This window comes from Cryobacterium roopkundense (genome assembly GCF_014200405.1).
In the GTDB taxonomy this organism is placed as follows: Bacteria; Actinomycetota; Actinomycetes; order Actinomycetales; family Microbacteriaceae; genus Cryobacterium; species Cryobacterium roopkundense.
On sequence record NZ_JACHBQ010000001.1, the window covers coordinates 3,142,821 to 3,165,672 of the forward strand.

The 22,852-nt window shown below is 62.2% G+C and carries 18 protein-coding genes and 1 pseudogene; 5 read left to right on the forward strand and 14 right to left on the reverse strand.

The annotated features are described in order from the left end of the window. Positions 1 to 7 precede the first annotated feature (7 nt). From BJ997_RS14685 to BJ997_RS14715, 7 genes are all read right to left on the reverse strand, one after another. Entirely contained in the window at positions 8 to 1,084 is a 1,077-nt protein-coding gene (locus BJ997_RS14685) for a glycosyltransferase (protein ID WP_152602044.1), read from the reverse strand. Next, a complete protein-coding gene (locus BJ997_RS14690; RefSeq protein WP_084140980.1) occupies positions 1,077 to 2,489 on the reverse strand; it encodes an O-antigen ligase family protein in 1,413 nt (470 codons plus the stop codon). Before BJ997_RS14690 ends, BJ997_RS14685 begins: the two co-directional genes overlap by 8 nt. Then, the gene (locus BJ997_RS14695) at positions 2,486 to 3,346 is read right to left on the reverse strand and encodes a lipid II flippase MurJ (protein WP_183323580.1); all 861 of its coding nucleotides are present in this window, start codon (positions 3,344 to 3,346) and stop codon (positions 2,486 to 2,488) included. Before BJ997_RS14695 ends, BJ997_RS14690 begins: the two co-directional genes overlap by 4 nt. Before the next feature lie 834 nt (positions 3,347 to 4,180). Then, positions 4,181 to 5,266: a glycosyltransferase gene (locus BJ997_RS14700; protein WP_160175829.1), complete on the reverse strand. Its 1,086-nt coding sequence runs from the start codon at positions 5,264 to 5,266 to the stop codon at positions 4,181 to 4,183. A gap of 143 nt (positions 5,267 to 5,409) precedes the next feature. Further along, complete coding sequence (locus tag BJ997_RS14705) at positions 5,410 to 7,815, reverse strand: glycosyltransferase (RefSeq protein WP_084140978.1); 2,406 nt, start codon at positions 7,813 to 7,815, stop codon at positions 5,410 to 5,412. Between the two features lie 2 nt (positions 7,816 to 7,817). Then, a complete protein-coding gene (locus BJ997_RS14710) occupies positions 7,818 to 9,614 on the reverse strand; it encodes a polysaccharide biosynthesis protein (RefSeq protein ID WP_338042541.1) in 1,797 nt (598 codons plus the stop codon). A 292-nt stretch (positions 9,615 to 9,906) separates the two neighbouring features. Then, entirely contained in the window at positions 9,907 to 10,434 is a 528-nt protein-coding gene (locus BJ997_RS14715) for a hypothetical protein (RefSeq protein WP_035834772.1), read from the reverse strand. Between the two features lie 423 nt (positions 10,435 to 10,857). Between BJ997_RS14715 and BJ997_RS14720 the strand changes: the two genes are divergently transcribed. After that, complete coding sequence (locus tag BJ997_RS14720; RefSeq protein ID WP_035834714.1) at positions 10,858 to 11,901, forward strand: acyltransferase family protein; 1,044 nt, start codon at positions 10,858 to 10,860, stop codon at positions 11,899 to 11,901. Positions 11,902 to 11,915: 14 nt separating this feature from the next. Here the strand turns inward: BJ997_RS14720 and BJ997_RS21580 are convergent. Together BJ997_RS21580 and BJ997_RS14725 are read right to left on the reverse strand one after the other, a co-directional pair. Beyond that, a pseudogene (locus tag BJ997_RS21580) lies at positions 11,916 to 12,035 on the reverse strand (fumarylacetoacetate hydrolase family protein); the annotation flags it as partial. Positions 12,036 to 12,138: 103 nt separating this feature from the next. Beyond that, positions 12,139 to 12,939 carry a hypothetical protein gene (locus BJ997_RS14725; protein WP_035834713.1) on the reverse strand — a complete coding sequence of 267 codons (801 nt, stop codon included), beginning with the start codon at positions 12,937 to 12,939 and terminating at the stop codon, positions 12,139 to 12,141. Positions 12,940 to 13,030: 91 nt separating this feature from the next. Between BJ997_RS14725 and BJ997_RS14730 the strand changes: the two genes are divergently transcribed. Continuing rightward, complete coding sequence (locus BJ997_RS14730; RefSeq protein WP_035834712.1) at positions 13,031 to 13,867, forward strand: hypothetical protein; 837 nt, start codon at positions 13,031 to 13,033, stop codon at positions 13,865 to 13,867. Positions 13,868 to 13,885: 18 nt separating this feature from the next. Then, positions 13,886 to 14,269, forward strand: coding sequence for a hypothetical protein (locus BJ997_RS14735; RefSeq protein WP_035834710.1), 384 nt, complete (start codon positions 13,886 to 13,888; stop codon positions 14,267 to 14,269). Positions 14,270 to 14,428: 159 nt separating this feature from the next. On the opposite strand, the gene BJ997_RS14740 is transcribed toward BJ997_RS14735, so the two are convergent. From BJ997_RS14740 to BJ997_RS14750, 3 genes are all read right to left on the reverse strand, one after another. Then, the gene (locus tag BJ997_RS14740) at positions 14,429 to 15,190 is read right to left on the reverse strand and encodes an SGNH/GDSL hydrolase family protein (RefSeq protein ID WP_160175828.1); all 762 of its coding nucleotides are present in this window, start codon (positions 15,188 to 15,190) and stop codon (positions 14,429 to 14,431) included. Positions 15,191 to 15,365: 175 nt separating this feature from the next. Beyond that, positions 15,366 to 16,487, reverse strand: coding sequence for an OpgC domain-containing protein (gene opgC, locus BJ997_RS14745; RefSeq protein WP_035834709.1), 1,122 nt, complete (start codon positions 16,485 to 16,487; stop codon positions 15,366 to 15,368). A 205-nt stretch (positions 16,488 to 16,692) separates the two neighbouring features. Then, complete coding sequence (locus BJ997_RS14750; RefSeq protein WP_160175827.1) at positions 16,693 to 17,649, reverse strand: FRG domain-containing protein; 957 nt, start codon at positions 17,647 to 17,649, stop codon at positions 16,693 to 16,695. Positions 17,650 to 17,976: 327 nt separating this feature from the next. On the opposite strand from BJ997_RS14750, the gene BJ997_RS14755 reads away from it, so the two are divergent. Together BJ997_RS14755 and BJ997_RS14760 are read left to right on the forward strand one after the other, a co-directional pair. Continuing rightward, positions 17,977 to 19,443: an HNH endonuclease signature motif containing protein gene (locus BJ997_RS14755; RefSeq protein WP_052541857.1), complete on the forward strand. Its 1,467-nt coding sequence runs from the start codon at positions 17,977 to 17,979 to the stop codon at positions 19,441 to 19,443. Between the two features lie 166 nt (positions 19,444 to 19,609). Then, the gene (locus BJ997_RS14760) at positions 19,610 to 20,386 is read left to right on the forward strand and encodes an SDR family NAD(P)-dependent oxidoreductase (RefSeq protein ID WP_035834707.1); all 777 of its coding nucleotides are present in this window, start codon (positions 19,610 to 19,612) and stop codon (positions 20,384 to 20,386) included. 131 nt (positions 20,387 to 20,517) lie between these two features. Here the strand turns inward: BJ997_RS14760 and BJ997_RS14765 are convergent, their stop codons facing one another. Continuing rightward, the gene (locus tag BJ997_RS14765; protein WP_052541856.1) at positions 20,518 to 21,318 is read right to left on the reverse strand and encodes a DeoR/GlpR family DNA-binding transcription regulator; all 801 of its coding nucleotides are present in this window, start codon (positions 21,316 to 21,318) and stop codon (positions 20,518 to 20,520) included. Positions 21,319 to 21,321: 3 nt separating this feature from the next. After that, entirely contained in the window at positions 21,322 to 22,812 is a 1,491-nt protein-coding gene (locus tag BJ997_RS14770; protein WP_035834706.1) for a GntP family permease, read from the reverse strand. Positions 22,813 to 22,852 lie beyond the last annotated feature (40 nt).

A 22,852-nucleotide genomic window follows, 5' to 3' on the forward strand; every position in this document is an offset into this window, starting at 1 on the left:
CCTTCGTCTAGGTCGACGTAAAACTTCGAAGGGCCCCTGCCGACGCACAGCCATCGTGCCACTTCCCAACGAACGCCTTCCCGTCAGAAGCAACAGCGCGCATTTCGTCTTGCCGCGAGAGTACCTCCAACATCACTCGCCTGAAAGTTACCGGGTCTGCATTGACAATAGGAACATTGTCGCCAATCACGCCGCGCGAGAATTCTGAGACGTTCCCCACAACGAGTCGACCAGCGGCCATCGCTTCAATTGCGGCAACTCCGTAGGAACCAGTCTGGATCTGATCCACGACGATATCAACTTTCCGAACGAGGGCTCTCATTTCAGAATGTGGAACTGCCTCCGACCTAACGTATGTAATGAGCCCCTCCGACTCAAGCTGTCGAAGGACTGGTTCGATGTACTGCGTACCTTTGATCGGCGGATCGCTTCTGCTCGGGCGATGCAGGACGCGCGGGACATCACGCACAAGCACCTCATCATCGAGGTTCCAGCGGTCGATATTGACGCTGAGGGGGAGCCATCTCGCGGCGGGAAGATCTGCAAGCAAATCTGGAGTGCTGACGAAAAGGGGCACCCCCGCCCCTCCGATCTCAACTCGATTCTTGGCCGCCTTCACCGACAGCCGGTGCACCCACTCTTCAGGCGCATCACGGAAGAACGAGTGCTCGTTTAACTCCATATGCAGCCTCGGGTCCCTGATATCACTCCCGTGGAAGACGACACCAACGCGAACCTCTGTTTCTTGAAACCGATGAATCTCGTCACGAAAATTGTCTGACCGGGCATCTCCAAAAATGGCGCTATTGGATTCGTTGAGTAAATGCGAGGTCCCCTGGAGCACGCGGTCGATCCAGAGACGGCGAATCCAAGATGGAGTGACACGATAATGAGGGATCGTTTCCTGGGCTTTGTCCTTAATTGAAACGCCTCGCAAACGTGATGCGATGGTGCCATCGCGGGCAAACGATGATGCGTCAAACTTCAAGCTCTTCGAAACAGCATCGGCCCATTCATTCGCCTGCCCTGCCTGGTTTAACGGACCAATAGCCAATCGGGAAGTTCCATCTACTCGCTTAGCCATGATTGGCCCCGCCGTGCGCATTACTACTGCTGTCAACTGGAACGTCGTTCGCCAACCCGATGGCTGGGCTCTTCAGAGCCAGCCCTATGAGCAACAACGCCGCTAAGAACAACCACGAGATCGAGGGCTCAAGGAAAGAACTATTCATCGTCGAGAGGATGGGGAAGATTCCGACCAGGGCCACTAGGGCGAGGCCTGCAACCCGCGTTGAACGATCATTCGCATTCTGGGCGACTGCTTTCCATCCGTTGGCCCACAAGGCAAGAAGAAGGCACAAGAATAAAATGAAAACCGCCACCCCAAATTGAGAAAGTATCTCAATAACGCCATTGTGAGGGTTGATTATACCTTGCGTTGGGTAGGCCGCATCTCCAGACAGCATGCGGGCTTCAAACCCGCCTAATCCAAGGCCAGTGAGATAGGTCTCTAGCGAAAAATCAAGTCCGTTTTGCAGTAAGTGCACGCGAATCATGGCGGAATTATCGTCGGATATGTTGGAAATCACATTTCGGAACCAAAAGGAGTCACCGGCGAAAAACAATGCGAGTGGCTGGATCGCTGATAAGAATTCCGACCGTACCACTTCGGAAAATGCCAATGCTGAAATGAAACCAAGCCCCAACGCAAGCACTACCCGTCTCGTATTCAGAAATACAATTGCCGACAGCAGGGCGACAAAGACAAGAGTGACGAAGCCAATACGGCTCCCAGTGGCCAACATGAAAACTGGCAAGGAACATAAGGCCATGACATAGCCAACTCGCAACATTCGAGATTTGGCACCTACCGCGCCAAGACAGAGGATCGGATAGGAAATCACGAGGAAGAGAGCATAGTTGTTCGGATTTCCAAGACTACTCGCACTACCGAATCCGTCGAGGATCGGATTCGTAGACTGCAGTCGATAGTAGTTCTGAAAAGGAATGCCAAAGAATATTTCTCTCACGGCTACCATCGAGGTTCCGATATAGGCAATCAGCCACCCAACCAGCAATGCGGCCTGAGCCTGGAGAGGGACTCTAATGGCCGCAATCGCGAGAAGGAAAAGTGCCCCGGTAAATACTGAAACTCCTTCGGCCCAAGCGAAATCGGACGCGCCCCTGAAAAGCAGCAACAGCAAAGCAACAAGCAACCATACGAAAACAAGGAGGAGAGCCACTGTCCTGAGCGCCGAGCGCTCGGGTGCATTGCGTCGCTGAAACACTGTAGCCAGAAAGAGCACGATTACTGCGACCCTGAACGCGAACAAAGGCCCGAAAAGAGGAATTGTTGGTCCAAAGCAAGCCAAGATGGGGATCAACATGAGCATCACCCGCGGCACCCAATGAAGAACGTCCTCCAGTGCCGGTTCGCCTTGCGGTGAGCAAGTTGCTTCAACCGAAGGTCGCCCATGCACGGTCGTCATGCAAGTGCCTTTCTTGGCCGGTCGTGGCCGCCGAATGAACTGCGTAGCAATCGTAAGATTTGCTTCACGTTTTTGACTCTAAGCGCCGACCAGAGCACTAAGAAGAGAAGTGCCACACTAGCCTGAACCCAAAAGGGAGCAAGCACGACGTCAAACAGAACTATGAGCGAGACGATTCCCGTCAATACCGAGACAATTACAAGAGTTTGCCCCAGCCAAGGGAGTTGGTACCGTCTCCAAATAATAACGTAGGGGATACCGGCAATGGTGCTCGCTCCAACGAGGTAGCCGATGGGCACGGCATGCTCCGGGAGCGTTGGCACGAGAGCAATCCATACTGCGATACCAATCGCGAAACCGATGAGGCTCGATATCGCCGATGTTGCCATACCCCGATTTGATTGCGTAGTGAGCAAATTGACCGATGGTACGGCAATCGTCCCAACGACAACAGCGAGAAGTAGAAACATCAAGATCTCATCAGTGTTTTCCTGGAAACCCTTGCCCCATACCAGGAGCGTGATTGGGCCAGCAAGAATTCCGATGACTCCGAACGCGGCGATCATGAGCGTGACCAACGTTTGGGTCGCCAGTTGCGTTCGTTTCTTGAGCGACGCCAAATCGTCACGGCCGTGGTCACGCGCCATCGCCGGGAACAAAGCCAAACTCGTGGCTCCGGCAATCAGAGAGATCGGGGTCGTGAGGGTGAGGGCAGCCGCATACTCGCCAGCGTAGGAGAGTCCATTTACTGCTGTGGCGACGAGGATGGAAGTTTGCAGAAATCCGGCGCTAGATACTGTGCCCACAACACCGAGCATCATGAAACGATCTATCGCGCGGCGTGTGTCCCTGCTCACGCTGCGGCCGCTCCCATACGGCCACGAGAAGATCGCGAATAGGAGTGTAAGCACAGCCAGCGGAGCCAAAACCCAAGCATTGCGAACCCCGAGGAAGAGAAGAAGCAACGCCGCTAGAAAGCTCACTACACTCGCTGTAATCTCCCATCTGACAAGTCGCCCAACCTGCCCAGTACCGTAGTGCACTCCCCTAATGTAGGCATGCGCGCACATACTAAGCAGCAGAAGAATGGTCACGAGGACAATGCCTGTCCCGCTTGCGCGGAACAGGCAGATGATAAGGATCACCAGCGAAACCAGAAATGTCGACTGAAAAGTGCGCAGCCCTATGAATCTTGCGACGGCTTGAGCACTCTCAGAGTCCTCTTTGCCCCGGAAGTACGCAATGTACCTGCTAGCTGCACTCCCCGCAGAAGTTGGTAAGAACAAGGCGCCGAGGCTGGCTGTGGACGTTACGTTCTGGACGACACCCAAGAGCTCGGTCCCGCCCAGCCTGCCAAGGAGTACATTGGTTGCGAACCTGGACCCACCTTGAAACACAGTAGAGGCCAGCCCCAACGCTCCGACTCTGCCAGTTCGACTGGCGTCGAAGTTATCGAACCGTACACGCTCAAAGGCGACGGTCTGATTCGTTACAGACTTCCGACGGGTCATGCCGCGAGCCGTCGATTCCTCTGTCGCCGGCGCAACTCGATCGCTAGTTTAGGGGCCGAAGTCACTCCGGCAATTTCTGACAGCAGTTTCAAAACGTCAAGAGCCTCTCGCGTCGCTTCCTTCGGTAGGCTGCAGGGTCGATCGAAGTCGTAGTTGTAGTGCGGGATGGTTGCGGGCTGGTCAACGACATATCAATCTTTCGTAGACGCTGAGTAATACAGATTCTTCTTGCGCCCAGGTGAAGGATTTCGCTGCTTTGCGCGCGTTATTGCCATGGAGTTTCAGAAGGTCCGGGTCACTTGCGTAGCGATCGATCGCGGCTGTAATTGATTCGACAGACGTCTCGTCGACCAAAACACCACAGTTGTGCTTCTCAATGATGTCGCGCCACAACGGAAAATCGGAGGCAATGATTGCCGTTCCTGCCGACATGTATTCGAACATCTTGGTCGGCAATGAATCCAAATATGCAGGAGTCGACTGCAACACCACGAGCCCGATAGGCACGGAGGCAACTAAGAGACGAGCGTCTGACGGAGACACTTGCCCGTGAAAATTCACGTGCGCCCAGCCTGCACGCAATTCAAGACGTTTACGAAGCGAGTCGTCCGCGATGGGTCCAGCCAGCTCCAACTTCCACTGCGAAGCCGTGGCTTGGCTCCCCGCAGCATCCACCATCTGCAACGCGCCGCGATTGACGTCAATTGCGCCGACGTAGACGGCCCCGAAAGGTCTTTCCGCAGCCGGAGCGGCCCTCGAATCCGAGGCACTCCCCTTGGGATAGTTATGGACTACGGTCACCCTAGCGGGATTGTATCTGGCCGCTATCGTCTCTGTGGCCGCGATTACGTGGTTGCTGAACTTTGAAAGCCACACGACTATCAGTGCTAGGCGGATGAAGGCAGGCATCACCTTCTGATTTGCGTAGTGCTTGCCGAGCACCTGAGTGGGGAGATCTTCGTGAGCGTCGTAGATGACCTTCTTGCCCAGCAGCCTGAGAAGCGGCACTGACCAGACAAGTTCAGGATCATGGAGGTGAAATACGCTGGCGCGAGTTCGCAAGCCCGCAACCACGGCGGCAAGTGTCCCTAAGGTGACCCTGTTGAGTCGGCGTCGTTTGGGCAATCGAACGACGCGCACACCCGTCTCAGGCACGGTGCCGTCACTGTCCACGGCGATCAAAGAGACGCTGTAGCCGGCTGAAGCTAGGCTGGCCGCCTCCCGGAGATGCACACGATTATCTGTCCACGGGTGTGCAGAACTCACGTGAACGATTCTGACAGGCTCTACTGACGCGGGGGAATGCACGTGGACCATCTTTTCATCTAATTTCGTTACACACTTAGCTTCGCTGGATATCTCTGCGCACTGGATCGTTACGGCGTGACTCTCAATCGCGCACTGATGCGCTAGCTTGCGGCAACGGCCGGAAGCGGCTCCTCCAGAAACGTCGCACTCGCCCGGTCTAGAGCGCGACCAAACGTGCCAGCCAGTTCCAAGTAGCTGTATTCGCTCATGACATGGGCGCGCGCCTTGATACCCATCTGCAACCGCATTGCAGGCGTCATCGCCTGAATCTGCGACATGGCTTGGGCAATCTGCTGTTGGTCATTAGGTCGAACGCAAATCCCGCCGTCGCTCTCAAGAATGGGATTGTTCAAGGCCTTAGCGGCAAAAATGATGGGTCGGCCCGCGTACATATAGTCGAAGAGCTTATTCAAGCTAATTCCGTACTTGTAGATTTCCAGATCGAACATGTTTGCCACGAGACAGTCGGCCTGATTCGCCATGTAGATGACATCACTCTTGGGTACGGGACCCTCGAAAGAAATCCGTTCACCACAGGCCAGGCCTGCTGCTAGGTCGGCCAGTTCAAGTCGCTTGGGACCATCGCCGATCATCCGGAGGCGCGCCCGTTCATTTCCGGGGAGAGAGGCGAAATCATTGAAGGCCAACAGAATTGGTTCAAGTGCATTCGCGTTGCCCATCGCGCCCAAATACATGCAGGTAAAGTCTCGATCTTCCACAGCGGCAATATCCGGGAGGTGCGTGGGCACATCCACTCCGTTGGATACCCAGGAGAACGGCTTGTCGATTCCCAGGCCCTCAATATACTTTCCGACCCCGGGCAACGGCGACACAACACCGACGGACCCGCGAATCAGCTTCAACTCAAGCTTGCCCAGAAGGATTTCTAGAGCACTTCCCCTCTTCAACCGTCCCAGGGCGACAAGGCTCTCGGGCCACAAGTCCCGCGGCTCAAAGATGAATGGCACTGCGTATCTCTTCGCAAGCCGCATTGCTCCCCATGCAGCTAGGGGATGTACGGAGCTACCCACAATAGCGTCGGGTCGCTTCAGGCCACGAAGGCTTCCGGGCGCCAGGAGGGACGCCGTAAAGAGAATCATGTTCAGAACGCGCAAGGGGCCGTTGCCCTCGTAACTATTTGACCGCAACCACACGAACAATGCCGCTCCACTCTTGAGCATCCGCCTCTGCTGAAAGCGGCGGTGAGTCTGTTTGCCTCTGGGATGCGTGGTGCTGGCCGCGATGATCGTCGCCTGCCAGCCAACGGAGGGCAGGTGTTGAGACAGGAAGTAGTGCCGGCCAGCTTGCAGGTCCTTTGCTGGTTCGGTTGCGTAGTGGTTAACGATCCAGATTTGCTTCGGCTCACTCATGTATTCATTGCCTTTCGCTGTAAAGATTTCAGTCGACGTCTCAGTTCGCATCCGGCGCGACAAACTCCCCGCCGAATGGCCTTCGCCTGAGTTCATGAGATCTGACCGAGCCCCGACGCCAGCGACCCCAGGTACCAGACGTTCCCCCGGAGAACGAAGGATCCAAGCGCCAATGGCAAGGTAAGCGGCTGTGACAGCTAGGACTCCCAACGCACTGACCCACCACCCACTGAGGTTGACCGCAGCGACGAGTCCGAAGCCACCTGCCACAGCACTCAAACTGGCAGTAAGTACGGCAACCCGAAGGTGAGCAATCCCGGAGCCTTGAATTCGTTGGTATAGGTGTTCACGATGGGCTTCAAACCAGCGCGCGCGTTTCAAAATGCGTTTCAACAGCGTGCCCCCAGCATCGACGAGGTAGATCGTCAGCGGCGCAAGCACAGCCACTAAGGGCACCCCGTGCATCAAAGCAGCGACCGCCACAATGCCGATACTGCCGCCGAGCAGGTAGCTGCCCACATCGCCGAGGAAGACGCCACCTCGCATCAGGTTCCAGGGCAAGAAGCCCAGAAACGCAACGGCTAGGATTCCCCCCGCTGCGATGAGCCACGGGAATCCAAAGATGAGACCCAGCACGCCGTACGTCGCACCCACGACTACCCCGTGTAAACCCGAGATTCCGTCCAGACCATCCATGAAATTCGCGACGTTAATGTAGCCAGCAATGCCTATGGCGAAGATTGGAACGAGCCACATCGGGGTCGATCCTGAGCCCTGAAGCGCTGCGGAAGCAGCGACTCCGATGGCAAGTTGTGCCGCTGCTCGCACTCGAACGGGTAGCCCCCGCACATCCTCAATCCAACCGAGCAGTCCGGCGGCAAGGGATAGAACTCCAACTGAAACTATGATGCTATCGGCGCGCGTGGATGCAAGCAGCAGAACAAAAGACATATAGCCCGCAAGCATCGCCATAAGCGGCGCCAGCCCCATTCCCCGAAGAACTGGACGCTCGTGCGACGACCGCAGGTTGGGGACATCTACAACACCAAGACGTGTCAGAAGTGGGCGGAGAACGAAGGGAAGGAGCAGGCTGACGATCAGCACGACAATCGCAGATATCGCAAGTGCAGGAATCACTCTTAGGCCTGACGCACGGCGAGAAGAGGCGGATCTTCAGCCACGATTTTCCCACACCGCGCCTCCCACGCCCGTCTGTCCAAGGCTTCCGGAGAGATTGGATTGATGCTCGTGTGCGATATCTTCGGGTGGATCGGGCGCTCATCTGTTTCATCGACCCCGATGAGCTCTTCGTGCAGCTTCTCGCCCTCGCGCAGGCCCGTGTAGACAATCTCAATGTCCCGACCGGACTGCGCAATCATGCGGTTGGCCACGTCGAGAATGCGCACGGGCTCGCCCATGTCGAGAATGAGCACTTCGCCCGGGCGACCGATGCCGCCGGCCTGAACCACGAGCTGGCAGGCCTCCGGGATGGTCATGAAGAAGCGTGTGACATCGGGGTGCGTGATGGTGAGGGGCCCGCCAGCCTCGATCAGCGACGTGAATGTGGGCAACATGGAGCCGCGACTGCCGATCACGTTGCCGAACCGTACCGACAGGTACGTGAAGCCGGTCTCCTCGGCCGCCCACGCGGTGAGCTTCTCGGCCACACGCTTGGAGTGCCCGAGGATGCTCGTGGGGTTGGCGGCCTTGTCGGTAGAGATGTTCACGAACGTGGTGACGCCGGCAGCGCGGGCGGCCTGAAGCACATTGCTGGTTCCCAGAACGTTGGTTTTCCAGGCTTCGTCGGGATACTGCTCGAGCATGGGGAGGTGTTTGAGGGCCGCCGCGTGAAAGACCACCTCGGGCTTGCGGTCCTTGAAAATGGCTGCCAGCGCGTCGGCATCGCGGATGTCCGCCAGAACGACATCCTTCGTGTTCAACAAGCCGTGCCCGAGAATCGAAATCTGCGCGCTCTGCAGACCGGTTTCGTCGCGGTCAAGCATCATGAGCTCGCTCGGGCCGAACTTGAAGATCTGGCGGCACAGCTCGGAGCCGATCGAACCGCCGGCACCGGTGACAAGCACTCGTTTGCCGGCGAGGTAGCCCGCAATGGATTCCACCTCGGTGTCCACCGGGTGACGGCCGATCAGGTCTTCGATGGAGATGTCGCGCAGGTCGTTGAGGCGCATCTTGCCCTGGAGCACATCGTCCAGCGGCGGAAAGACCTTGACGCGCAGCCCCGCGGCATCCGCTGCGTCGGAGATTTCACGCAGAAGCGCGGCATCCGCTCGTGCGATGGCCACGATGAGGATGGAGGCGTTGGTGGTCTTGGCTATTTCAGCGAGCGAATCTCTCGTGCCGAGCACGTGCACGCCGTGCAGCCAGGCGTTGCGCCGAAGCGGGTCGTCGTCGATAATACCCACGGCGCGGAACGACGAGTGGTGGTCGGTCTTCATGCGGCGCACGATAGAAGCGCCCAGGTAACCGGCGCCGTAGACGAGCGCATTGCGCGCGTCTGCGGCCGGCTGGATGGAACGCTCCACGAGCAGTCGTTTGACGTAGCGGATGCCGCCCATCATCACGAAGGCGAAGGGCAGGGCAGCGAATACCGTGCTGCGGGGAATGCCGAGCAGGGTGCCCGAGACGACGACGGGGATGCCCAGAAAGACCGTGGTGGTGAGTACGGCCCAGAGGAGGGCCCGAACCTCGGCGAAGCTGCCGTAGGGGTGGCGCCCCTGGTAGAGATAGAAGAACCAGCCCACGAAGAACTGCACGACGACGGCGGCGATGCAGAGAATGACGAGCGGCAGCCACGAGATGTTCGACATCTGAAAGTCGTAGCGCAGTGTCTGAGCGAGGATGAGTGCGACGACCCACGACACGGCGTCCCACGCGAACTGGGTGCCGAACCGCACGAGTGGAATCGACCGATTCAATGCCTGAATTTGGCGCGTGGCACCATCTATTATTCGCACTCGACTCCCCCGCCGGTTACATGCTGAAACAGCGCTCCCCCGGAGTCGCTTGCATACTGTGACAGCAGCACGTGCATTGTCATGGCGTTGCGCACGTGACCGTGCTGGCTGTCGATTCAGTGTAACTCAACAGGGGATACCCTTCGGGCGGCTGCCGCTGTGCGGCAGGGGCGGAGGACTTCTGGTGGATCCAAGTCAGCCCGCGCCGACAAAAAGTCGGCGCGGGCTGCGAGTGGTGGTGCGAACTACTCGACTACGCGTTGGCGCGCTGGCGACGCAGAACCGTGAGAACTACAACCAGGGCCAGGCCGAGGAGCAGGGCGCCGGCTGCAGCCCAGATGAGAGCAACGGGAGCGGCGTAACCGGTGTTGGCGAGGTCGCCGGCTCCGGCGTCCACTGCCGTGATGGTCAGTGCCGAGGTGGAGATGTTGCCGGAGGTGAGGCCGGTTGCGGTGACCGTGTAGGTGCCCGTGGCGTTGGCCGGCAGGGTGACGTTTACGGTTGCTGCGCCCTGGGCGGTAGCGGTCTTGGTGATGGACGCGGTGGCGGCCTTGAAGACCGAGAGGGTTGCGGTTCCTTCGCCGGTGACATCGAAACGAACCTGCTCGCCAGCGGCGAAGGCTCCGTCATCGAACGTCACAGCAACGGTGCCGCCGGCGACGACTGCACCGGAAACGGTGATCGCGCTGTCCGGAACGTAGCCAGCTGCGTTAGCGGCGGCCGGAACTGCGAATACTGCGAGAACCGCGAGTGCGATTGCCGCGAAGGTCTTTTTCCCCATGATGTAGCCCATCTGATTAAGTGAGAGTTGGTCACGTCGTCAGCTGGCGCCGAACGAAGTCAACCCCTACTTTAGGGGACTTTCTCAGGTTCGCAAGTTACAGGAGGCAGAAAACCTAGTCCATATCGTGGAAACATCGGGGATGTGGGCGTGTTGTGTGGCGCTACGCCAATGATTTGGCGGCCACGCGGGCGAAAGTGTCCAATTCATTAACTTAATCTCACAAGCGTTAATACCCCAGAACAGGGGTGATCAGCGCCGGTGTGGTACTCCGGGAGCTGGCCATGCTCTGCCCATGGAACGCAACACGCTGACGGCGTGCGAAGAATTTCCGATCGTGTACGGGGCATCCACTTGCGCAGCATCACCCCCAGTGGGAGTCAGACTCGGCTAACGGGGTCAGGCCTCCGATAAGTTCAGAAAATGCAGACGCCGGGAAACACAACTCGCAACGCACGAGTCCAGTGGATCGATACGGCAAAGGGCGTGGCGATTCTGCTGGTGGTGCTCGGGCATTCTGTGGCAGTGCTAGCCAGCGAGGGTGTGGGTGTTGGCCCGTGGCAGGAGGTGAATGCCCTCTTGAGCACGGCACGAATGCCGCTGTTCTTTCTCGTGTCGGGGCTGCTGGCATCGAGCAGCCTCTACCGCCCTCTGCCCCGGTTCGTGGACTCAAAGATTCTGCTTCTCGTGTACCTCTACGCTCTGTGGGTGGTGCTGCACGCGATCATCGCGGGCATTCGGGAGGGCGGGGACGGCTTTGTCGCGGCGGTACTGGCAGCGCTCTCTGATGGGCTGATGCTGCATTCGTCGCTCTGGTACCTGCCCGCCCTGGCAGTGTTCTACGCGGCGGCGCGGGTGATGCGTGCCGTGCCCGTGGCGGCGCAGCTGAGCGTGGCCGTGTCCAGCTACGTGTTGTTCGCCTCGTTCGTGCTGGAAACCGGCAGCACGGGAGTAAACGGGATCGGGCACTACTTCGTGTTCTTCCTCGCCGGATGCTGTGGGCGCCGGCTCATCGCAGGCTTCATGGCACGACTCACCGTGATGCGTGCGGTGCTGATCTGCGCGGCCCTGATTCTCGTTGCCGGCGCGACGGCAGTTGCTGACGCAACGTGGGACGCCGCGTCCAACATCGGGGCGGTAGCTCTCGGCCCCCTCGGAGCGGCCACAGGACTGGCCGTGGCCGGAATTGTGGCGCGTGCCCGGTGGAGCCGCGCAATTATGTGGGTGGGCACGCGAACCATCCCCGTGTACGTTCTCCACCTGCAAATCGTGTTGGCCATCGCCGCGTTGACCGCCCCCGTGTTCATGCTCAGCCAGGGGCTCGCGCTGGCAGCGCCCGTGCTCATTGCCGGGGTGGCCGTGCTGGCGAGCTACGCAATCTGGCGGGCTACTCGACGGGTACCCGGGCTATACACCGCGCCGAGCTGGCTGCGTGTGGAAAGGGTGCCGCAGCGCGTGGCGGCGTAGCCGGTCTCGACCACGGCCGCGACCAGGCGTTGGCGCTGGGCACCGAGGCCGTCAATGCCGACCTCCATCACGTCGCCCGCGGCCAAGTAGGGGAAGCGACCCGACAGGGCAACTCCCTGCGGCGTGCCGGTGTTGCGGGGAGCGTGGGGGAAGTCGAGGGCGCGGGAATGGGGTCTAGATAGGCTCAATCAGCCCAGGGGACGGGAAAGGATTGAGGCGGATGTTCGCGGCCGGGTCTTACTGGGTGGGCAACACGACGGCCTGTCCGGGCGCGGGCACCCAGGTTGCCCCGAACACGCAGCCAGCGCCGGTCACGGCCAACGTCGGGGCGTCCCACGTGCCGCCCACCGCATAAAACTCGGCCTGTGTCGGGTCGGTACAGTCGGTGACATCAGCGAGGGCCTCTGCGCCGGAGGGCCCGAGGGTCACGATCACCGGTGTCGGCTTCGAAATGGGCGCACCCGTGCCGAGCTGCGTAACAGCGACGGCGATCGCCACGCTGATCAGCACCGCGCCGAGGCCGATCGCGCCGACGAACCAACGGAATTGCCGTCGGGTTTCGGTGAAGATGTGCCATTCTCGCAGCGACTCGAAAGCAGAGAACAGCCGGTCACGGTCATCCGGAACGGGTTTGCCGGGTTCCAGGTCGGCATAGAAATTCTGCATCGTGGTGGTGAACGACGGCTTGGTCAGAAAGTCCGGGGCCAGAATGCCTACGCCGAAAGCCGACTCCACGGCCCGGGCCGTTCGGGGGTTCTTGTCGTTCAGAATCTTGACGACCTCCTTCGGCTCGACGCTCAGAACGCACGCGGCCCGCCACAGGATCGCGCCGACGGAGAGAAAGATCACCACCCCGCACTCGACCAGCAGCAGATTGCGCCCCAGCCACTCCCCCGCGTCGGTAGCGCCCGCCAGACTCGCCCCGACCGGCGCACCGGTCACGATGACCGCGGCCAAAATGGCTGTGACCGGCGTGAACGCCGCCAGCCACTTGGTCGTGTCGCGATAGGCGTCGACACTCGATTTATAGATCGACATGCGACCCCTTCCCGCTTGACGAACATTTTTCTGGATTACCGATATATATCGGGTAAACTGTTCGGAGATATCTTGACAGAAGGAGAGCGTGATGGCCACGGTGGACTTTGGGCCCGTACCTGTCTCGCGTTTCAAGAGCGAGATGCCGAACGTGCTCACTGCTCTTGAACACCAGCGCCGCGTGCTGCTGTCCCGCCATGGCAACATCGTGGCCGCGATCGAGCCGCCGGCCGAGAAGCATGCCCGGCTGTTACTCGATTTCACCACCCGAACGAGCCTGGCGCGTGAGGTACCCGTGCTGACGATGACCGACATCGGCCGGGGGTCGCCATCCGCTTCAATCCGCAATGCGGAGAACGGGGTGCAGTCACTCTTGACTCACCGCGGGATCGTCCGTGGCGTTCTCACGTCACGGCCGGAGGCGGAGCCGCTGGAGGTAGTGGACCAGCGGGCCGCTGCCCTGAGCGCCTTCGCGCTCACCCATCCGAACGCCACACCCGAGCAATTCGCTGATTTCTCCGATTCACTGTCCGCCGCCGATGACGTGACTGCCGTTGCTCAGGAGCCGGTGGCATCGCAGTGGCTTGCACTGCTGTCACAGCTCGGGACTGCTCCAGTGCGCACTCCGGAACTGGTGACATCCGGTTACGTCACGTCCGTGAATTTCACCGAATACAGAGACCGCGTGATCAGGAAGCTCGAGGTGAGTTACGACGAAGTCGGCCTGCTGACCAATGCTGCGCAATTGCTTCCCGATATCCTGCACAGCGTGCGACCCCTGGAAACGTATACGTCCCCGGATCGGGCGGCCCTGCTGCGTACGGCCCTGAAATTTGCTGAGCAGTCCGTTCTTCGCGCCGGGCAGGCGGTTCGGCTGGGGCCCGATGCCCGCATAGGCCTAGACTTCGAGGATTCTACGAACACCTAATTTGCGGGGAGAGGCGACGTGGGCGACGCAGTCCGATCGATCCACGGCCAGAATGCGCTGGACACCTTCGCCTGGGTGCACGACTTCATCCACGAAGAGCTGCTTGACGCCGTGGTGACGCTGATATCCGGTCAGGCGCTCCATCTCGACGACGATCTTGAGATCCACACGCTCACCCTCCCCGATGACCGAGTCAAGCTCACGCTCCTGCGCCCGGGCGGATCATTCACGGTCGATATCGACCTGCGCGCCCTCCGGCATCCGGTGTCTCACGGTGATGCGCGAAGCTCGGTGCCGGTACCGGACCAGTGGCGAAGGACGAGCACCGTGTTGGGCACGCCGGTTTGGGAACTCTTCAACTGCACCGTGCACAACGTACAGCCGCATCGCAACGCGCCCTGAGCGCGTGACACCCGGCCGCACCCGCGGGGCGCGGGAAAGAACCTCCGCAGGCGGCGTGGAACGCGTGAGGTGAGGCTCGGTGAGGCCGGGCTGCGTCTGGGGCGGCCCGCCCCGCCTACATGACGGTGGCCGAGCGCATCCGCTTGTCTATTGGTGTGACTAGTCGAAGAATTTCTGGGCCTGAAGACTTGTGTTCAAGAGCGCCGCGAATTGTTCGTTGCCCTTCGGGCTCAGGTGAATGCCGTCGACATAGTTGTCGTCGGGGTCTGGAAGCCAGCCTTCGGCAGCGGGATCCACAAAGCTGACGCCCGCGCTCGCGGCGGCCGCAGCTATGGCGGTGCGGGCACGGTCGATGCTGTCGCGATTGCCGGCCGGCGGATAGCTCGGCCCCACCGCAACGATGCGAGCCGACGGAGCCTGCGCCTGCACGGCAGCGAAAAGCTCGGCGGCGGCGCTCTGAGTTCTGGCCACAGGGCCCTGATCGTTCAGGCCGCCCTGCACAAAAACAATGTCGGGAGCCGACTCAGCTACCGCGGGTACCCGGCCGAGAAACGTGGTCTCGTTTTCTGCAGCCTGACCCGGGTTGGTGTAGCCGGTGCCGCCCTCCCCGAACGGCACGACATCCCAGAGCGGATGCATATCGGCCAGGTACTCGATGTAGTTGTTCACGGGGTCAACCCCGGCCCGACCCGTGTACGAGTCACCGATGAAGGCGACCTTCGTGCGCTCGGGTGGAGCCGTGGCTGTTGGCGTGCTGGCTGGCGGGAGCACGTACGACGACGCGGGCGGCGGGCCGCTGAGCGCCAGAACTGTGAGACCGAGGGCGGCGACTGTCGTGAGCCCCACTATTCCGAGCTTGATCCTGCGCGTTCTCGTGGACTCCGGACCATTGCGTGCACTGCGTTTCTTCCCCCATGACATGCGTTCGAGCCTAGGATTTTTCCGCGCCGGGATGGCCCATTTATACCCCCCAATGGGAGTGCCCATGGAACAAACACCTGCGAAATGAGGCGCCACGGGCGTGGCTTCTGCACCCATGCCGGCGGTGCGAACGGATGCCGCGGCATCCGCTCTGAGACGAGGGCAACCTGGGCGCTCAACCGGGCTGCGGCGCGGCCTCTCGCCCCGAAGTGGACCTTCTCACTCGCCACCGCGCCCATTCCCAGCACGCGACCACGGTCACCACGGCGAGGAGCTGCGATGCCGGGCTGTGAGGATGCAGAACGATGAAGCTCGGCACAATCACCGCAACGCTCGCTTGGATGATGTACGAGTCGAGGCTGCGTTGGCCGATGAGCTCGATGGGCCGCACCACGGCGCGGGGAGTGACCGGCAGCACGATCTCGACGGCGGCGTACAGAAACGCGAGCGTGGCATACGCCACCGCAATTCGCAGAACGGTGACGTCGATCTTGTCGAAGAGCTCGGGGGCCAACCTCCCCGCCAGCAGCACCACGCCACCCACGGGAAGATAAGCGACTAGGAGCGCCCAGCGCCACCGGCGGAGGAAGTGATCCGCGCCCAGTCGCTCCCAGTGCCACCCGAGCACGAGTGCCGAGATGAACAGGAGCTGCCACATCGCCCAGTTAGCCCCGCGGGTTTCGCCGTCGAATGCCACGAACGATGTGTACTCGCGACAGGCGATGCCGAGACCATAAACGGCGCCGGATGCTGCCAGCACCTCGACCCACCGGCCACGCTTCAATAGCCAATACGCCCCCATGGCGAGGAGCAGGAACACCACGTAGAGCCGGAGCACGCTGCCGGCGGGTGGCGCCAGAGACATGGTGATTGCACTGAATGTGAGTTCGGCGAGGCCTCGCCCCTCTGTCGGCGGCACGTTCGCGTGCGTTCGGGTACCCAGCAGGAGCAGCGCTAGGCCGAGCAGCACGATGGCCGACTGGGCCAGGTAGATCAATGCCACCCGGGCCAGCGTTGCGCACTGGATGCGCCGCAGCTGCACACGATGAACGCTGCGGCTCTGCACTATCCCGAGCACGAGGCCGGAGAGCAGCACGAAGCCGGAGGCCCCGTCGAACTGCGGGAAGACGTGCGTGGCACGGGCGATGAGAGATCCCGCCGCGAGGTGCCCGGTGATCATGCTGACGATGCAGTACCCGCGGATGATGTCGAGTGCCGGTATGCGCGCGGATGCGCCCCTGGCAGTGTGATGCCGATCCCCCAGCGCATTTTTCCGCGCCAAATTGTGTTCCCCCATTTGGCGACCCTACCGCGTCGCGGTCGCGCGGCGGGGGCCACGTTCACGCGTCCCCCGCTCTCGCTGGTCGAGGCGCGACGAAGGAGCGATCGAGACCACGCGACCCGACTCTCAGACTCGGCTCACCCGATCTCGAGACACGCCGTAGACGGCGTTCCTCGACCAGCGGAAAGGGGCTGCGCCTCTCTCCGCGGGATGGCGGGGCTCAGAGTGCGTAGAGTTCCTTGCGCGCGGCATCCACTCCGGTCCACGAGACGTGCGACAGGTCGGGGTAGATCGTGTTGTGGTTGATGCCCTCTTCTGAATCGAGCAGGTCTCGGAGCCGCGCCTTCCAACCGGCGGGAATTCGAATCGACCAGCCGAGGGCTGGCCAGGACGTGTCGGGGTTGGCCTTCCGTTTCAGGAAGCCAATCGTGAGCATGCTCACGTCTTGCAGCTCGGCGGCGTTGAGCGCTTGGCCGTCGAGGTTCACGTTGAGGTCGCTATAGGACCGAGTCACGCCGCCCACCAGGAACCGACCGCGCTGCGCGCTCATGCGTGCATCGAGGGGCCGGTCCTCGACCAGTTTCACGGCCTGGGTCCACGTGGATGTCGATTGCTGCACACCGCGCGCATTGTTGGCCCACGGGAGTTCCGTGGGCTTTGACAGCGAGGTCTCGTCCTCGCCGGTGAGGGTGAGAATGAAATATCGTCCATCAGTGGCGTCGTTGCCTTCGACGGCGAAGTACAGGGCTTCCAACGGCCGGTCGCTGACATCAATCATGCGTGTGGGCGCTCCGTGATGCTGAAGCAGCATCAGGAGTTCACCCTGAGTCATGCCGCGGCCCAGGCCGCGGTTCTGCATCTCGAGGATCACCGACTTCTCCAACTGCGCCAGCATGCCCTCGGTGATGGTCTCATCGGTTTCGGCGCGCATGAAGCGATGCAGGGAGGCCGACAACCCGTATTTGTGGTTGCTCTGCCCCCGAAAGAGAAGCGGTGCTGCGGACGTCTGCTGCCGCATGGCAGTGGGCGTTGGCTGCTGGCCGGTGATGAATTTCTGCTCCGCTTGGAGCATCTCAAAGAACGCTTCGGGCTGCAGGTACGTGGCGGGATGCATCTTGTTCAGCTCGCGGGAGCTAAAGAGGGCCTCGGCAGTAATCGTCGTGCGTGGTGTCGACATGAATATCCTTTGCTGGCGGCTGTTCGTGATGAACAGCATCTGCTTCGCGCGCAGTCCCCCCGACCGCCCGCCCCATGGAGGTTCTCGTTCGTTCGGCGCCACGCACGCCTGACTCCATTCAAACGGTTTCAGGTCTGCGAAAGATGCTGAGCGGTCTCTTTTTGGGCCCCCACTTCGGGAGGAACCTTGCGGTAGAGGGCTTGGGCCTGCCTGGCGTGGAGGGCATGGCGCATCGGGCCCGAAATTGGAAGAAGAAAGGTTCTATTTTGAAGACAGTTAACATGAGTTATCCTCGCTTTTGTGTTCGAGTGGTGGGAGAATAGAGGCATGTCAACGATGCAGAAGTCAGGTTCCGAGGTGATCGCCCTACTGGAGAGGGCAGACGCCTCGGTAGCTGCTGCGTTGTCGGAGGTGAATTATCAGCAGTTCACGGGGGATGAGGCGCTGGCCGTGATGGCGGCGGTGGAGAAGCTGGGGCGCCGGGCAGACGGGGCCAGGGTGGCGTCGGCGACAGATGTGGCGGCGCGGGCCGATTCGGCCCTGGGCCACGAGTCCCTGGCGTACAAGAACGGATGTCGCGGTAAGTACGAGCTGATCACCGCCGTCACGAGGGTGTCGGGTTCGGAGGCGAAGCGGCGGATGCGGCTCGGCGGCTTGATCAGTGGGGCCGCGACCGCCGCGAGCGGGCTGCTCGGGCAGGAGATCCCGGTGCAGCACCCGGCCGTCGCAGAAGGGCTCGCGTCGGGAGAATTGGGGGTCGATGCGGCGGAGGTGATCGTGACGGCCCTCGAACCGCTGTCGCGGCGGGTTGCTCCGGAGGTTGTGGATCGGGTGGAGCGGGCGCTGGTGGCGTCGGCGACGGGAGCGATCACGCCCGAGACGGAGGGACTGCCGGGGGCGGGGATCGCATTCTCCGCCGACCTCATCCGGGCGCAGGCCCACGAATGGGAAGCCCGCCTCGACCCCGACGGCGCCGCCCCCAGTGACGATGCGACGGCGGCGAAGAGCACCGTCGGGTTCGGCCGGTTGAAGGCCGGGCTGTATCCGTTGCGGGGCGCGGTGACGCCGGAACTCAAGGGCATCATGGACGGTATCTTCAACACCTTCCTCTCCGCCCACGCCGCTCCCGCGTTCCCCAGCGAGGAACAGCAGGCACTGATCGAAGCCGGAGAACTGATTCCCGGGGCTGAAGAGTTCGACGACCCGCGCACCGGCGGTGAGAAGCGAGCGGACGTTCTCCGGGGGGTGTTCGAAGCTAAGGCGCGCGACGCGAAGACACCCACTATGGGAGGCGCGGCGCCGGTGGTGATGGTGCACGTGAACGCCAAAGACCTCAAGAGCGGGCAGGGTGTCGGGTGGGTCGACGGGGTCGAGGCGCCGATCTCACTGCGAAACGTGCGGCAGAAGATGTGCGCCGGCGGGTATCAGAACGTGATCATCGGGGAGAACGGGGAGGTACTGCGCCTCGGTGAGAAGAAGAGGTTCTTCACCCCCGCCCAGCGGCGGGCGATCGCCGCCCGCGACGGCGGATGCGTCATACCGGGGTGCACGGTAGCGGCGGCGTGGTGCGAAGTGCATCACATCATCCCGTGGCAACACCACGGAAAGACAGACATAGACAACGGAACTTTGCTCTGCTGGTACCACCACGCCACCATCGACACCTCCGGGTGGGAGATACGCATGGTGCGAGGCCGACCCGAGGTGCGAGGCCCCGTGCTGTGGGACCCCACCCGCACCTGGCGTCCCGCCGCCACCCACCGGGCCAATACGGCCAGCTCCGCATCGGGCTAGAAGTGTGCCCGGTGCAGGATTGCAGGGTTGGCTCACGCGGTCTCGAGACGCTCGTGCCTCGCTCCTCGACCAGCGGTAGGGGGCAGACATCAGACATCAGATCTCGCGATAGGGTTGCAGAACGGGTCGACACAGAGGTTGACGCGTGAAAACACAAGGAGTCGCCATGACCAGCGCACCGAACTTTCCCGCCGACCGCACCGTTGTTCTCACCGGAGCCGCCTCCGAACGCGGGATCGGGCGCAGCACCGCCGACAAGCTCGCCTCCCTGGGCTGGAGCGTCGCCATCGTGGACATCGACGCCGACGCGGCCCGCACTGCGGCATCCGCTATCGAAAGCGCCCGCGGAATTCGCGCCATCGGCGTGGGCGCCGACGTGTCCGACAAAGCTTCCGTCGACGCGGCCATCGGCGAGATCGAAGCCACGATGCCTCCCATCGTGGGCCTGGTGAACCTTGCCGGCATCAGCTCCCCCACCGAGTTCATGAGCGAAACCGTGGAAGCCTGGGACCGCGTGTTCGCCATCAACATGCGCGGCTCCTTCCTGGTGTCGCAGCGGGTTCTCGGCGGCATGATCGACCGCAAGCTCGGCCGCATCGTGAGCATCTCCTCGGTGTCGGCCCAGCGCGGCGGCGGCACCTACTCGAAGGTGGCCTACAGCGCCTCCAAGGCCGCCATCATCGGCTTCACCCGCGCGCTAGCCCGTGAAATGGGCGAACACAACATCACGGTGAACGCCGTGGCGCCCGGACCCATCGACACCGACATCATGGGCGGCACCCTCACCGACGAGCGCAAGAGCGAAATGTCGGCCGACATTCTGATGGGCCGAGTGGGCACCCGCGACGACGTGGCCGCACTGATCTCCTTCCTGCTGAGCGCCGACGCCGGCTACATCACAGCCGCCACCTACGACATCAACGGCGGGCTGCAGGTTTCGTAACCCGTGTGGCCGTGGCGTCGGTCTCGCACGTTGGCTCACGAGGTCTCGACACGCTCGCAAGCTCGCTGCTCGACCGGCGGGACGCTCGACCAGCGGGACGCTCGACCAGCGGGACGCTCGACCGGCGGGACTTACCCGGTCGAGATCACATCGACCCCCTCTGCTCGGTACAGGTTGAGAACGAGGTCGTCGACCTCGTTGGTCACGAGTGTCCACCCTGCGGGCAGGGGCGCCCACGCGGGCACCGAGCCGCGGTGCAGCTTGGTGGCGTCGGCGAGCACCACGGTGCGGCGGGAACGCCGCGCGGCCGTCTCCTTCACGTGGGCCTCGGGTAGCGTGGGCTCCCCCACGCCGTCGGCGGGGTCGACAGCGTCGACGCCGAGAAACGCCACGTCCACCATGTAACGCCCGAGGGCGAAGTCGGCGAGCGGACCCTCGAGCCCGTGGCTCGTGCGCGCCACCTTGCCGCCGGTCACGATCACCTCGATGCCGGGTGACGACGCCAGAAACGTGGCGGCGTCCAAGGAGCGGGTGAGCACGGTGATGCCCTCCCGCCCCCACAGATGGCGGGCCAGCTCGCCGCAGGTCGACCCGGCGTCAAGAAAAATGGTAGCCCCGGCCGGAATGAGCTCCGCGGCGCGCGCCGCGATGGCCGCCTTCGCGGGATGCTCCACGGTGACGCGTTCGCTCAGCTCGCGTTCCTGAAACGGCGCCGCCGCGCTCGCTCCCCCGTAACTGCGCGTGATCGCGCCGATCGCGCTGAGGTGCGCCAGGTCACGGCGCACCGTCGAGCTTGAGATGCCGAGGGTGGCCGCCAGCCCGTCGACGCCGGAGGATCCGGTGCGCAGCAGTTCGAGCAACCGCTCGTGCCGGGCGAGGGTGCCGCGGCGATAGTCGGTGGCGGCATCCGCTTTACTCACCCTGGCCGTCATGGGTCAGCCGATCACCGCGTTGGCCAGGAACAACAGCGGGATGGAGCCGGCCCAGATGGCCGTGGTCATGCCCGACCAGCCCTTGAGTGCTGCCGTGCCCTCGAGGCCGGTGAACGTGGTGACCACCCAGAAGTAGGAGTCGTTGAAGTAGCTGAAGATCATCGAGCCCGCGGTGCAGGCGAGCACAGCCACGACGGGGTCGATGCCGAGGGTGATCACGAGCGGGGCCGAGACGGCGGCCGCAGTAATCATGGCGACGGTACCGGAGCCCTGCGCGATACGCACGACGGTGGCGATGATGAACGGAATCAGGAAGGCGGGCAGGCTGGTAGACGCGATCGCTTCGGCGAGGGCATCGCCCACACCGCTCGTGCGCAGTACCTGGCCGAGCGCGCCGCCCGCTCCCGTGATGAGCAGAATGAGGCCAGCGGATGCCGCGGCCTCGGCCAGCCAGCCGTTCACTTTGCTGCGTGGGGTCCAGCGGGGCAGCAGAACGTAGACGGCGAGGAGCATGCCGAGCATGAGGGCGATCACCGGGTTGCCGATGAACGCCAGCGGCACGACCCAGTCGCTCGGCACGTAGTCGCCGGTGAGGGCGCCCTGCGCGCTCTTGTCGATGGCGGTGCCCACTGTGTTGAGCAGGATCAGCAGCAGGGGAACGGCGAGCGGAAGCGAGGCGACGAGGCCGTTGACCCGGTGCGGCTTGGCACCGGACGGCGGGGTGCCGAGGTCGTGCTCGCCGGCGGCCGGGTCGGTAGCGTGCTCGGCGGCATCCGCTTCTCGTTCGAGCGTTGCCGTGGCGGTGCGGCTGGTGCCGTGCACCTGCTGGGTGAGGTCGGTGGTGCCGTAGACGGCTTCGCGCACGCTCTCGGTGACGGAGGACTCGAGCTTGGGGCCGACCCATTTGGCGTAGAGCACCACGATGGGGAGCAGGAGAACCGTGAAGATTCCGCCGCCGAGGATGACCAGGCCGAGGTCGGCGCCGAGGATTCCGGCGACGGCGAGCGGGCCGGGGGTGGGCGGCACGAGGTGGTGGGTGAGGGTCATGCCGGCGCCGAGGGCGAGGGCGATGGTGACGTAACCTCCGCGCTTGACGCGGGCGATGGAGCGGGCGAGGGGATTCATAATCACGTAGCCGGCGTCGCAGAACACGGGAACGGAGACGAGGGCGCCGACGCTGCCCATGGCCCAGGGCTCGCGGCCCTTGCCGAAGAGCTTGAGGAAGGACTGGGCGAGGGACTTGGCCGCGCCGGAGACTTCGAGCACTTTTCCGATGCCTACACCAAGGCCGATCACGATGCCGATCGAGGCGAGGGTGTTACCGAACCCGGTGGTGATGGCGGTGATGATTTCGAGGGCGGGCTGGCCGGCCACGAATCCGGTCACGAGGGCGGCCGCGAGCAGGGCGGCGAAGGCATCGAGTCGGGTGCGTAGAACAAGGACGATGATCGTCGCTATCCCGAGCACCAGAGCGGCAATAAGTCGTATATCCACAGTGATATCTTCCTGGCTGGTCAAGGCCCGAGCAGCGGTG

Bases quoted from the DNA above. Each gene is read 5' to 3' on its own strand.
- BJ997_RS14755 (WP_052541857.1), top strand. From the start codon at position 17,977: ATGTCAACGATGCAGAAGTCAGGTTCCGAGGTGATCGCCCTACTGGAG.
- BJ997_RS14725 (WP_035834713.1), bottom strand. From the start codon at position 12,939: ATGTCGATCTATAAATCGAGTGTCGACGCCTATCGCGACACGACCAAG.
- BJ997_RS14765 (WP_052541856.1), bottom strand. From the start codon at position 21,318: ATGACGGCCAGGGTGAGTAAAGCGGATGCCGCCACCGACTATCGCCGC.
- BJ997_RS14720 (WP_035834714.1), top strand. From the start codon at position 10,858: ATGCAGACGCCGGGAAACACAACTCGCAACGCACGAGTCCAGTGGATC.
- BJ997_RS14730 (WP_035834712.1), top strand. From the start codon at position 13,031: ATGGCCACGGTGGACTTTGGGCCCGTACCTGTCTCGCGTTTCAAGAGC.
- BJ997_RS14740 (WP_160175828.1), bottom strand. From the start codon at position 15,190: ATGTCATGGGGGAAGAAACGCAGTGCACGCAATGGTCCGGAGTCCACG.
- BJ997_RS14715 (WP_035834772.1), bottom strand. From the start codon at position 10,434: ATGGGGAAAAAGACCTTCGCGGCAATCGCACTCGCGGTTCTCGCAGTA.
- BJ997_RS14750 (WP_160175827.1), bottom strand. From the start codon at position 17,649: ATGTCGACACCACGCACGACGATTACTGCCGAGGCCCTCTTTAGCTCC.
- BJ997_RS14685 (WP_152602044.1), bottom strand. From the start codon at position 1,084: ATGGCTAAGCGAGTAGATGGAACTTCCCGATTGGCTATTGGTCCGTTA.
- BJ997_RS14760 (WP_035834707.1), top strand. From the start codon at position 19,610: ATGACCAGCGCACCGAACTTTCCCGCCGACCGCACCGTTGTTCTCACC.
- opgC (WP_035834709.1), bottom strand. From the start codon at position 16,487: ATGGGGGAACACAATTTGGCGCGGAAAAATGCGCTGGGGGATCGGCAT.
- BJ997_RS14690 (WP_084140980.1), bottom strand. From the start codon at position 2,489: ATGACGACCGTGCATGGGCGACCTTCGGTTGAAGCAACTTGCTCACCG.